General features: G+C 54.1%; 13 protein-coding genes. 9 read left to right on the forward strand and 4 right to left on the reverse strand.

Going from position 1 to position 12,009, the window contains the following annotated elements:
- Positions 1-23 precede the first annotated feature (23 nt).
- The 8 genes from mrdA to lipA all read left to right on the forward strand — a co-directional run bounded on the left by mrdA (position 24) and on the right by lipA (position 9,056).
- Complete coding sequence (gene mrdA, locus M8318_RS19550) at positions 24-1,925, forward strand: peptidoglycan DD-transpeptidase MrdA (protein WP_262664064.1); 1,902 nt, start codon at positions 24-26, stop codon at positions 1,923-1,925.
- 2 nt (positions 1,926-1,927) lie between these two features.
- The gene (mrdB, locus tag M8318_RS19555) at positions 1,928-3,040 is read left to right on the forward strand and encodes a peptidoglycan glycosyltransferase MrdB (RefSeq protein WP_262664066.1); all 1,113 of its coding nucleotides are present in this window, start codon (positions 1,928-1,930) and stop codon (positions 3,038-3,040) included.
- Positions 3,041-3,050: 10 nt separating this feature from the next.
- A complete protein-coding gene (rlpA, locus tag M8318_RS19560; RefSeq protein WP_262664067.1) occupies positions 3,051-4,172 on the forward strand; it encodes an endolytic peptidoglycan transglycosylase RlpA in 1,122 nt (373 codons plus the stop codon).
- 138 nt (positions 4,173-4,310) lie between these two features.
- Positions 4,311-5,522 (forward strand): D-alanyl-D-alanine carboxypeptidase DacA, encoded by a 1,212-nt coding sequence (gene dacA / locus M8318_RS19565; RefSeq protein ID WP_106992326.1) that lies wholly within the window; start codon positions 4,311-4,313, stop codon positions 5,520-5,522.
- A 107-nt stretch (positions 5,523-5,629) separates the two neighbouring features.
- Entirely contained in the window at positions 5,630-5,893 is a 264-nt protein-coding gene (ybeD, locus tag M8318_RS19570) for a DUF493 family protein YbeD (protein ID WP_003022706.1), read from the forward strand.
- A 92-nt stretch (positions 5,894-5,985) separates the two neighbouring features.
- The gene (gene lipB, locus M8318_RS19575; protein ID WP_106992325.1) at positions 5,986-6,627 is read left to right on the forward strand and encodes a lipoyl(octanoyl) transferase LipB; all 642 of its coding nucleotides are present in this window, start codon (positions 5,986-5,988) and stop codon (positions 6,625-6,627) included.
- 302 nt (positions 6,628-6,929) lie between these two features.
- Entirely contained in the window at positions 6,930-7,883 is a 954-nt protein-coding gene (locus M8318_RS19580; RefSeq protein ID WP_262664069.1) for a YbeF family transcriptional regulator, read from the forward strand.
- A 207-nt stretch (positions 7,884-8,090) separates the two neighbouring features.
- Positions 8,091-9,056 (forward strand): lipoyl synthase, encoded by a 966-nt coding sequence (gene lipA / locus M8318_RS19585; protein ID WP_262664070.1) that lies wholly within the window; start codon positions 8,091-8,093, stop codon positions 9,054-9,056.
- Positions 9,057-9,141: 85 nt separating this feature from the next.
- Here lipA and tatE read toward each other — a convergent pair whose 3' ends face one another.
- Positions 9,142-9,345 (reverse strand): twin-arginine translocase subunit TatE, encoded by a 204-nt coding sequence (gene tatE / locus M8318_RS19590; RefSeq protein ID WP_106992803.1) that lies wholly within the window; start codon positions 9,343-9,345, stop codon positions 9,142-9,144.
- A 126-nt stretch (positions 9,346-9,471) separates the two neighbouring features.
- Positions 9,472-10,260, reverse strand: a complete 789-nt coding sequence (locus tag M8318_RS19595; RefSeq protein WP_262664071.1) for a deaminated glutathione amidase — start codon at positions 10,258-10,260, stop codon at positions 9,472-9,474.
- Positions 10,261-10,326: 66 nt separating this feature from the next.
- Here M8318_RS19595 and crcB point away from each other — a divergent pair, with 66 nt between their 5' ends.
- Positions 10,327-10,710 (forward strand): fluoride efflux transporter CrcB, encoded by a 384-nt coding sequence (gene crcB / locus M8318_RS19600; RefSeq protein ID WP_262664072.1) that lies wholly within the window; start codon positions 10,327-10,329, stop codon positions 10,708-10,710.
- Between the two features lie 219 nt (positions 10,711-10,929).
- Here the strand turns inward: crcB and cspE are convergent, their stop codons facing one another.
- Positions 10,930-11,139, reverse strand: a complete 210-nt coding sequence (gene cspE / locus M8318_RS19605) for a transcription antiterminator/RNA stability regulator CspE (protein WP_002439184.1) — start codon at positions 11,137-11,139, stop codon at positions 10,930-10,932.
- A 190-nt stretch (positions 11,140-11,329) separates the two neighbouring features.
- Positions 11,330-11,905: a lipid IV(A) palmitoyltransferase PagP gene (gene pagP / locus M8318_RS19610; protein ID WP_262664073.1), complete on the reverse strand. Its 576-nt coding sequence runs from the start codon at positions 11,903-11,905 to the stop codon at positions 11,330-11,332.
- Positions 11,906-12,009 lie beyond the last annotated feature (104 nt).

The raw sequence follows: 12,009 nt of genomic DNA on the forward strand, positions 1-12,009 counted from the left end.
GTCCTGGATAAATTAAGCAGCGGATGAAACTACAGAATTCTTTTCGCGACTATACGGCTGAGTCCGCGCTGTTTGTGCGCCGGGCGGTGGTCGCCTTTTTGGGGATTTTGCTGCTGACTGGCGTGCTGATCGCCAACCTCTATAATCTGCAAATTGTCCGTTTTACCGATTACCAGACCCGCTCCAACGAAAACCGCATCAAACTTGTCCCCATCGCCCCAAGCCGCGGCATTATCTACGATCGCAACGGTACGCCATTGGCGCTGAACCGCACGATCTACCAGATTGAAATGATGCCGGAGAAGGTCGATAACGTGCAGCAGACGCTCGACGCGCTGCGCAGCGTGGTCGATCTGAATGATGACGATATTGCCGCCTTCAAAAAAGAGCGCTCCCGCTCGCATCGCTTCACGTCGATTCCGGTAAAAACCAACCTCACCGAGGTGCAGGTAGCCCGTTTCGCCGTGAACCAGTACCGCTTTCCGGGCGTAGAAGTCAAAGGTTACAAGCGCCGCTTCTACCCGTACGGCTCTGCCCTGACGCACGTCATCGGCTATGTCTCGAAAATCAACGATAAAGATGTCGACAGGCTGGATAAAGACGGCAAGCTCGCCAACTACGCGGCAACGCACGATATCGGCAAGCTGGGCATTGAGCGCTACTACGAAGATATGCTCCACGGTCAGACCGGTTACGAAGAGGTTGAAGTCAACAACCGTGGCCGGGTGATCCGCCAGCTGAAAGAGGTGCCGCCTCAGGCCGGGCATGACATCTATCTGACCCTTGATCTCAAACTCCAGCAGTACGTCGAAACCCTGCTGGCAGGCAGCCGTGCGGCGGTGATTGTGACCGACCCACGATCCGGCAGCATTCTGGCCCTGGTCTCGACGCCGAGCTATGACCCTAACCTGTTCGTTGATGGTATCTCCAGCAAAGATTATTCTGGCCTGCTTAATGACCCGAACACGCCGCTGATCAACCGCGCGACTCAGGGTGTTTATCCCCCGGCGTCCACGGTAAAACCTTATGTGGCGGTATCTGCGCTCAGCGCAGGGGTGATCACCCGCAATACCGGTCTCTTCGACCCGGGCTGGTGGCAGTTGCCTGGCTCGGAAAAACGCTACCGCGACTGGAAGAAGTGGGGCCACGGCCATCTGAACGTCACTAAATCACTGGAGGAGTCGGCGGATACCTTCTTCTACCAGGTGGCCTACGACATGGGCATCGACCGTCTGTCAGAATGGATGGGCAAATTTGGTTATGGTCACTACACCGGTATCGACCTCTCAGAAGAGCGCTCCGGCAACATGCCGACCCGTGAATGGAAGCTGAAACGCTTTAAAAAGCCGTGGTATCAGGGCGACACCATTCCGGTAGGAATCGGTCAGGGCTACTGGACCGCCACACCGATTCAGATGAGCAAAGCGCTGATGATCCTGATCAACGACGGGGTGGTAAAAGTGCCGCACCTGCTGATGAGCACCGTTGAAGACGGCAAAAAAGTCCCCTGGTCGCAGCCGCACGAGCCGCCGGTGGGCGATATTCATTCCGGTTATTGGGAAATTGCCAAAGACGGGATGTATGGCGTAGCCAACCGTGCCAACGGTACAGCACACAAATACTTTGCCGGTGCGCCGTATAAAATCGCGGCAAAATCCGGTACCGCGCAGGTCTTTGGTCTGAAAGCGAACGAAACCTATAACGCACACAAAATTGCTGAACGTCTGCGTGACCATAAGCTGATGATTGCGTTTGCTCCATACGAAAACCCGCAGGTGGCGGTGTCGATTATTCTGGAAAACGGCGGTGCCGGCCCGGCGGTCGGTACTATCATGCGCCAGATCCTTGATCACATCATGCTGGGTGATAACAACACTGAATTGCCGAGTGAAAGCCCGGCTGCCGCAGGCGCGGAGGACCAATAATCGTGACGGATAATCCGAATAAAAAATCGTTGTGGGACAAGATCCACATCGACCCGGCCATGCTGCTGATCCTGCTGGCGCTGCTGGTCTACAGTGCCATGGTCATCTGGAGCGCCAGCGGCCAGGATCTCGGCATGACGGAGCGTAAGATCGGCCAGATTACCATGGGTCTGGTGGTGATGGTGGTGATGGCGCAGATCCCGCCGCGCGTCTACGAAGGCTGGGCGCCCTATCTCTATATCTTCTGTATCATTCTACTGGTGGCGGTGGATGCCTTCGGTGCCATCTCGAAAGGTGCACAGCGCTGGCTCGATCTCGGTATTGTGCGTTTTCAGCCCTCTGAGATTGCGAAAATCGCCGTTCCGCTGATGGTGGCCCGCTTTATTAACCGTGACGTCTGCCCGCCGTCGCTGAAAAACACCGCTATCGCGCTGGTGCTGATCTTCCTGCCGACGCTGCTGGTAGCCGCGCAGCCGGACCTCGGTACCTCGATTCTGATCGCCCTCTCGGGCCTGTTCGTGCTGTTCCTTTCCGGACTCAGCTGGCGGCTTATCGGCATTGCGGCGGTGTTAGTGGCGGCCTTTATCCCGATCCTGTGGTTCTTCCTGATGCACGATTATCAGCGCCAACGCGTGATGATGTTGCTCGATCCGGAGAGCGACCCGCTCGGGGCAGGCTATCATATTATACAGTCGAAGATTGCAATCGGCTCAGGCGGCCTGCGCGGTAAGGGCTGGCTGCACGGCACTCAGTCGCAGCTTGAGTTTCTGCCCGAACGCCACACCGACTTTATCTTTGCGGTGCTGGCGGAAGAGTTAGGTCTGGTCGGGATTCTGATCCTGCTGGCGCTGTACCTGCTGTTAATCATGCGCGGATTGTGGATTGCCGCCCGGGCGCAAACCACCTTTGGCCGGGTAATGGCCGGTGGCTTGATGTTGATTTTATTCGTTTATGTTTTCGTAAATATTGGTATGGTGAGCGGTATTCTGCCGGTGGTAGGCGTACCGCTTCCCCTGGTGAGTTATGGAGGCTCGGCCCTGATCGTTCTGATGGCCGGGTTCGGGATCGTGATGTCGATCCACACACACAGAAAAATGTTGTCAAAAAGCGTATAAGGGGCACGCAATGCGTAAGCAGTGGTCTGGGATCTGCATCGCAGTGAGTTTACTGGCAGCCTGTACAAGTGACGATGGTCAGCAGCAAGCGACCGTCGCACCACCGCAGCCAGCGGTATGTAATGGTCCGGTGGTTGAGATCAGCGGAGCCGATCCGCGTTTCGAACCGCTGAGCGCCACCGCCAATCAGGATTACGAACGCGACGGTAAAAGCTACAAAATCGTTCAGGACCTTTCCCGATTCAGTCAGGCAGGCCTGGCAGCAATTTATGACGCCGAGCCGGGAAGCAACCTGACCGCCAGCGGCGAAGCTTTCGATCCGATGCAGCTCACCGCTGCGCACCCGACGCTGCCGATCCCGAGCTATGCACGTATCACTAACCTGGCGAATGGCCGGATGATCGTGGTGCGTATCAACGATCGTGGCCCTTACGGCAATGACCGCGCGATCTCGCTGTCGCGCGCCGCGGCCGACCGCCTGAATACCTCAAATAACACCAAAGTGCGTATCGACCCGATTATTGTCGCTCAGGACGGTTCGCTCTCCGGCCCGGGTATGGCCTGTACCACCGTGGCTAAACAGACTTATGCCCTGCCCGCGCGTCCCGATCTGAGCAGCGGTATGGGTGCCGCGTCGTCCGTTTCCGAACCTGCACCGCAGGGTGACGTACATGCCATCAGTAACGACACGCTGAAAAGCGAAGACAGCATGGGCGCGCCGGTCAGCAGCAGCGGTTTCCTTGGCGCTCCAACCACCCTCGCTTCCGGCGTGCTGGAAGGCAGCGAACCGCCTGCACCTCAGCCGGTTGTTACCGCGCCGGTGAACCAGACGGCTCCGGTGACGGCGCCCGTATCTGCCCCGACTCAGGCTCCGGTAACGGCCCCCGTTTCCGCTCCCGCCCAGGCCGGTGGCTACGTCGTTCAGGTTGGCGCAGTCAGCGACCAGGCCCGTGCCCAGCAGTATCAGCAGCGCCTCGGCCAGCAGTTTGGCGTACCGGGACGCGTTGAGCAAAATGGCGCGGTATGGCGTATTCAGCTGGGTCCGTTTGCCAGCAAATCTCAGGCGGCAGCTTTACAGCAACGTCTGCAGAATGAAGCGCAGTTACAGTCATTTATCGCTGTTGCGAAATGATTAATCGGCGGTATCCGAATTGTCAGTATTTGTCATGTTGATTCACACTCTCATGCCGAAAGTCGGATGCCGGCCTGTATAGCATTTGCTATAGTAAGGCACTTTTTTAATTCCATCACGGATGTCGTTTTTCTAACCATGAAGACCACTTTCTCCGCTCGTTTTATGCAGCGCATGGCGCTCACTACGGCGCTTTGTGCAGCCACGCTCTCTGTTGCTCACGCCGATGACCTGAATATCAAGACCATGATCCCGGGCGTTCCGCAGATCGATGCGGAATCCTACATCCTGATCGATTACAACTCCGGCAAAGTGTTGGCTGAGCAGAACGCGGATTCACGACGCGACCCGGCCAGTCTGACCAAAATGATGACCAGCTACGTCATCGGTCAGGCCATGAAAGCAGGTAAATTCAAAGAAACCGACCTGGTGACCATCGGCAACGATGCGTGGGCCACTGGCAACCCGGTGTTCAAGGGCTCATCGTTGATGTTCCTGAAACCCGGCATGCAGGTGCCTGTCTCCCAGCTGATCCGTGGTATCAACCTGCAGTCAGGTAACGACGCCTGTGTGGCAATGGCCGACTTTGCCGCAGGCAGCCAGGACGCCTTTGTGGGCCTGATGAACAGCTACGTTTCCGCGCTGGGTCTGAAAAACAGCCACTTCCAGACCGTGCACGGCCTGGATGCTGAGGGTCAGTACAGCTCGGCGCGTGACATGGCCCTGATTGGCCAGGCGCTGATCCGTGACGTGCCGAACGAATACACGATCTACAAAGAGAAAGAGTTCACCTTTAACGGTATCCGCCAGACCAACCGCAACGGCCTGCTGTGGGATAACAGCCTGAACGTTGACGGCATCAAAACCGGGCATACCGATAAAGCCGGTTACAACCTGGTCGCCTCTGCCACCGAAGGCCAGATGCGTCTGATCTCTGCGGTGATGGGCGGTCGTACCTTCAAAGGGCGTGAAACCGAGAGCAAGAAACTGCTCACCTGGGGCTTCCGCTTCTTCGAAACCGTGAACCCACTGAAAGCGGGCAAAGAGTTCGCCTCTGAGCCAGTATGGTTTGGTGATAACGACCGTGCCTCCCTGGGTGTCGATAAAGATCTCTACCTGACAATCCCACGCGGCCGCATGAAAGATCTGAAGGCCAGCTATGTCCTGACCGCCAGCGAGCTGCACGCTCCGCTGAAGAAAAACCAGGTCGTGGGCACCATCAACTTCCAGCTTGATGGCAAAACCATCGATCAGCGCCCACTGGTGGTGCTGGACGAAATCCCGGAAGGCAATTTCTTCGGCAAAATCATTGATTACATTAAACTGATGTTCCATCACTGGTTTGGTTAAGAATTGAACACTTGAAAGTGTGATTTCCATCCCCATATACTATGTAACCTGATAACTCCCACCCGACGTGGGAGTTATTCTTTTTTTGACGTACTGCCGGAGCTCCCATGAAAACCAAACTTAACGAACTGCTTGAATTCCCTACTCCATTTACTTACAAAGTAATGGGGCAGGCGTTGCCTGAGCTGGTTGATCAGGTGGTTGAAGTGGTCCAGCGCCATGCGCCAGGGGACTACTCTCCGACGGTGAAACCAAGCAGCAAAGGCAACTACCATTCCGTGTCTATCACCATCACGGCGACGCATATTGAACAAGTCGAGACCCTGTACGAAGAGCTCGGTAATATCGATATCGTGCGCATGGTACTGTAACGCCTTTCGGTTACCCGCATCGCCGGGTAACCTGTTTCCCCTCTGTGATATACTCCCCGCTCCAGTTTGTTCCTTCGTTCGGAGATCTCGTTTTGTATCAGGATACTATTCTCGTCCGCCAGCTTGGGCTGCAGCCCTATGAACCTGTCTCCCAGGCTATGCATGATTTCACTGACACGCGCGACGAGAACACGCCGGATGAGATCTGGCTGGTAGAGCATCCTCCGGTCTTTACCCAGGGTCAGGCCGGGAAAGCAGAGCATCTGCTGATGCCTGGTGATATTCCGGTTATCCAGAGCGATCGTGGCGGGCAGATCACCTATCACGGACCGGGCCAGCAGGTGATGTATGTCCTGCTCAACCTGAAGCGCAGAAAGCTCGGCGTGCGCGAACTGGTGACGCTGCTTGAACAGACGGTGGTCAATACGCTGGCCGAATTTGATATCGATGCGCACCCGCGGGCGGATGCGCCCGGCGTCTATGTGGGCGAAATGAAAATATGTTCACTCGGTCTGCGTATTCGTAAAGGGTGCTCTTTTCACGGTCTCGCATTAAATATCAACATGGATCTTTCGCCTTTCCGGCGCATCAATCCTTGTGGTTATGCGGGGATGGAAATGACGCAAATGCGCCAGTGGGTAGAGAACATTACACCGGAAATTGCGCGTCCTCATTTGCTTAATGCTTTTTTAGCACTGCTAAACAATCCACCCCATAAATATATTACTGCTTAATCACTTCCGCCGTTTGGCTCATTATTTGATGAGCCATCCTTAATTCAAAGCTTTTACGCTTTACAACAATCCGTAGTTTCTATATTTTCAAAATACCCGCAACGCGCCTGCCTATAAGCATTCACCTCTTTTCTGCTCCGGCCTGGCTAACCGACAGGCGTGGAACGCACCTGCGCAAAAATTAGACAACTCAATGATTATACTTAAGAATGTTAATTGTCAAAAACAGTTTAGCCACAACAATAAGCACATTATTTAAATTCAACTATTATTTATATTGTGAATAATTAGGGAGGGATAGCGTGGATAATAATAATTCTCCAGGTAAGCGCTTGAGCGATCCAGGCAGTGAAGCAAAACCACAAATTTTTCGTACGTTACGTAATATTGATCTCAACTTATTGACGATTTTTGAGGCAGTGTATGTTCACAAAGGGATCGTCAATGCTGCGAAAATTCTGAATCTCACTCCCTCAGCAATCAGTCAGTCCATTCAAAAATTACGCACCATTTTTCCCGATCCGCTGTTTATCCGCAAAGGCCAGGGCGTGACGCCTACCGCCTACGCCACGCATTTGCACGAATACATCAGCCAGGGGCTGGAGTCGATTCTTGGGGCGCTGGATCTTACCGGCAGCTACGATAAGCAACGCACCATCACCATTGGTACCACTCCGACCGTCGGCGCGCTGGTACTGCCGCAGATCTACCAGGCCGTGAAGACCCATGCGCCCCAGTTGATGCTACGCAATATTTCGGTTAATGACGCCGAGACGCAGTTAGCCCAGTTCCAGACCGATCTCATCATCGACAGCAACTCCCTGAATGCCCGCGCCCTGAGCCATAACGTCCTTTTTGCAGACAAATTGCTGCTCATCTGCCGAAAAAACCATCCGGCACTGAGCCAGGCCGCCACAGTGGAAAATCTTCAGCAATACGAGCAAACGCTGCTGATGCTGGAAGGACAAAACCTGAATGGGCTGCGACAACGTATTAACGATATTTTCCCGGAACGTCTGGTGCACTTTAGCAGTTACAATCTTTTTACGATTGCCGCCCTGATCGGCAGCAGCGATCTGATCGGTATCATCCCCGAGCGCCTGTTTACCCTGGTGCGCCACTGCTGGCCGCTGGAGCATATCCCCTTCGCCCCGCTCAATGCCGAATGCGTTGAAATCTCGCTCTATTACAACAAGCTGAGCCTGCGCGATCCGGTGCTGGAAAACCTGATTGACGTCATCCGCAAGGCCTTCTGAAAGAGGGTCCTTAGCCGCAATGCTGTGCTGGCCCACACAAAAGGCACTAAACAACAACTATTTTACAATTTGGCGACCGGGCAGGCTGCTTTCTCGTCCGTATCAATGATATACTGCCTGTCGTTCGTTCAAAAATAGTTGATAAATACAACATTCCCTTGAATTGAAACGCTTTCCTTCGATTTTCGCAACTGGAAGACGCACGCTATGAGTAAACCCATTGTGATGGAACGCGGTGTTAAATACCGTGATGCCGATAAAATGGCCCTAATCCCGGTTAAAAACGTGGCTACGGAGCGCGAAGCGCTGTTAAGAAAACCGGCCTGGATGAAGATCAAACTTCCGGCGGACTCTTCGCGTATTCAGGGAATTAAAGCAGCGATGCGCAAAAACGGCCTTCACTCCGTTTGTGAAGAAGCCTCCTGCCCGAACCTTGCTGAATGTTTTAACCACGGCACCGCGACCTTCATGATCCTTGGCGCGATTTGTACCCGCCGCTGCCCGTTCTGCGACGTTGCCCATGGCCGTCCCGTCGCCCCTGACGCCAATGAACCGCAGAAACTGGGTCAGACGATTGCTGACATGGCGCTGCGTTACGTCGTTATTACCTCCGTTGACCGCGACGATCTGCGCGACGGTGGTGCCCAGCACTTCGCCGACTGCATCACCGCTATCCGCGAAAAAAGCCCGAACATCAAAATCGAAACCCTGGTACCGGACTTCCGCGGTCGTATGGACCGTGCGCTGGAGATCCTCAACGCCACCCCGCCAGACGTATTCAACCACAACCTGGAAAACGTACCGCGCCTCTACCGTCAGGTTCGTCCGGGTGCCGATTACAACTGGTCCCTGAAGCTGCTGGAGCGTTTTAAAGAAGCGCATCCGGAGATCCCAACCAAATCGGGTCTGATGGTCGGTCTGGGTGAAACCAACGCTGAGATCGTGGAAGTGATGCGCGACCTGCGTCGCCACGGCGTTACCATGCTGACGCTGGGCCAGTATCTGCAGCCAAGCCGTCACCACCTGCCGGTGCAGCGTTACGTCAGCCCTGAAGAGTTTGATGAAATGAAAGCCGAAGCGATGGCGATGGGCTTCACCCATGCCGCCTGCGGCCCGTTCGTTCGTTCGTCCTACCACGCCGATATGCAGGCGAAAGGCGAAGAAGTGAAGTAAGCCCGTCACAAAAACTTACAGTTCACCCATAAAAAAACCGGCCTGAGCCGGTTTTTTTCTATCGCAAGCCATTAAGGCCTGGCCGTTACTCTTTGTGGGAGAGTTTCTCAGCCGCGATTTCCGCATCGGCAGTTTTCTTCGCCGTGGCGTCATCGTCGTTCATCGCCTTCTTAAAGCCTTTGATGGCAGCACCCAGGTCTCCGCCCAGCGTACGTAATTTCTTGGTACCAAACAGCAGGACAACCAGTGCGGCTACCACCAGCAGTTTGGTAATACTAATCTCACCCATAGATACCTTCTTGACGTAAACAGGCTGCGTTTCGCGCCCTAAAAACCCGACGTTATTAACGGTCATTTGACGCCCGCACACAATAGCAATCTGTAACAAGGTGAATCAAGCGTTGTTTAAAAAACGTCACATTAATTGCGGAGGGGCGAAGCGGCGGTTGCGCAGGACCGGCAGCTGCTGACGCGCCAGCGTAATGCGCTCCCGGCTCATCCCGGCGAACAGCAGCGCCGGCCCCTCTGCCGCAGCCGCAATCGTCACGCCCAGAGGGTCAATAATCCGACTCTGGCCAATATTCTTGTTGCCGCACTCCCCTGCCGCCACCACATAGCAGGTCGTGTCCAGCGCCCGGGCCGCCAGCAGCGTTGACCAGTGGTGCTCCTTGAGTGGCCCTCTGACCCATGCCGCAGGCAGAACCAAAACGTCTGCCCCTGCCAGGGCCAGATTCAACGCCATCTCCGGGAAGCGTAAATCGTAGCAGGTCATCAACCCCAGACGGACGCCGTCGATTTCGATCAGCGGCGGGACGATCGTACCCGCGTCCACCAGCCTGGATTCCTGAATGCTGAACGCATCGTAAAGATGCAGCTTGGCATACTGCGCCACGATCTGTCCGGCACGCAGGGCGACCAGGGTGTTAATCGCCCTGCCCGCGGTAGAGGGGACATGCACGGTCAGCACTGTGGTCAATTCGTTACGGGCACTCTCTGCCAGCAGCATTGTCAAAAAGCCGCCGTCAAGCGGCTGGGCCGATTTCACAGACAGGTCGGGATCGTTATCATCGCGGGCCAGCAGCGCTTCGGGCAGCACCAGCAGCGATGCACCTTTTGCGGCCGCCTGGTCCATCAACGACACGCAGGTTTCAGCATTTTTTTGCCAGTTTGCCGTTACTGCAAATTGTCCAACCGCAACGTACATATTTTCCCCCTGCCTTAAACGGCGTTACACTCTGAGTTCTTACACATCAAATAGCAGGTATTGTTCGTGTTTCAACTACTTTTAGCCGTTTTTATCGGCGGGGGCACTGGAAGCGTGGTGCGCTGGCTGTTGAGCATGCGGCTTAACCCTCTGCATCAGCAGATCCCGTTCGGTACGCTCACGGCCAACCTTATTGGCGCCTTTATCATTGGACTGGGGCTGGCGTGGTTTAACCGGATGACCCACATCGATCCGGTGTGGAAACTGTTAATCACCACCGGCTTCTGCGGCGGGCTGACGACCTTCTCAACATTCTCGGCAGAGGTAGTCTTTCTGCTGCAGGATGGCCGCGCGGCCTGGGCGCTGCTGAACATTGCGGTCAATCTGCTGGGTTCGCTAATGATGACCGCGCTCGCATTTTGGTTAATCTCTGCGGTAAATGCTCACTAAAAGCCGCGGCCTTAATGTTGGCTTAATTTTTCTCAGGCAACCTGTCACCACATACACTGAGGGTGACGCAATGAAAGAGAAAATAACAAATGCGGGGATGGTAGTGCTGAGCGTGGTGATTCTGGCCAGCTTTTTGAGACTGTACTTGTTTAGCTGAGCCAGAACGAAAAAAACCCGCTCAGGGAGCGGGTTTTGAAATTCTTGCTGGTCTCGACTGAATTACAGTGCGATGACGTTAGCAGCAGAAGGGCCTTTGGCACCGTTAGTGATTTCAAACTCAACGCGCTGACCTTCAGCCAGGGTTTTGAAACCATTGCTCTGGATTGCAGAGAAGTGTACGAACACGTCTTTGCTGCCATCTTCCGGAGTAATGAAACCGAATCCTTTGGATTCATTAAACCACTTAACGTTACCTTTAATCTTAGACATCAAAATTACCTTTACATGAAAATTGGACACAAATGCTGTGTCGGGTATCAGTACAACAATTGTGAGCGGTTTTGTCCAGCGCCTTTTTGAAGAAAAGTGACAAAAGTCGCGTTAATTTTTGGCCCCCAATTTTTATCCTTTACTCTTCAATAAGTGGCTATTAAATCACCAGTATGTATTGTTTTTTCAGCTAAAACTGAAAGCGCATCCAGGCGAAGTAAACGTTGCCGTTGTTATAGGTTCCTGGGATATAGGTCATCTGGAACGTAGCCGGGCCGTACCCTACTGAGGCCAGCGGCAGAACCAACGGAACGGGGATGTAATTCCAGTTATCACGCGCCGTTACGGCAGCGGTAAAGCCCAGCCCCAGATGCAGGTTATCATCGGTCAGCGGCCGCCAGGTTTTCTCCCAGCCGTAGCCCGCAATCGGCTCCCATTTATTGTAGGAGTCTTTAAACGCCATCGCGTAAAGACCATGCCAGTTACCTTTTTCATCCCAGCGTGACTGGCCAAACCCCGCGCCCCACGGTCGCTCGTTGTAGCGATCGGTCTTCTCTTTGTCGTAAGCGAAGCGGGCATGCCAGGTAATGGCGGGCACGTAGAGATCGTAATGCTGGGGCGCTTCCCAGGTCTCAATCATGTCGTTATGAATCGTTTTAACCCAGGCTCTGAGAGGAGGCACCTCTTTAGCCGTTGCCGCAGTTGAAAATGTTAACTGAGCAAAAATAAAAGTAAAAATAAGAAAGAAATTATTAATAACTGTCACAATCCTGTTACCACTTAACTATTCGCCGGGTGTTCTGGCCTAGAATAGTTGAACGGAATCAAGGCGGCATTGGCGTTTATCTTAATTGTTTGCTTAATTTCATA

This window comes from Leclercia tamurae, from assembly GCF_025566055.1.
Classification (GTDB): domain Bacteria; phylum Pseudomonadota; class Gammaproteobacteria; order Enterobacterales; family Enterobacteriaceae; genus Enterobacter; species Enterobacter tamurae.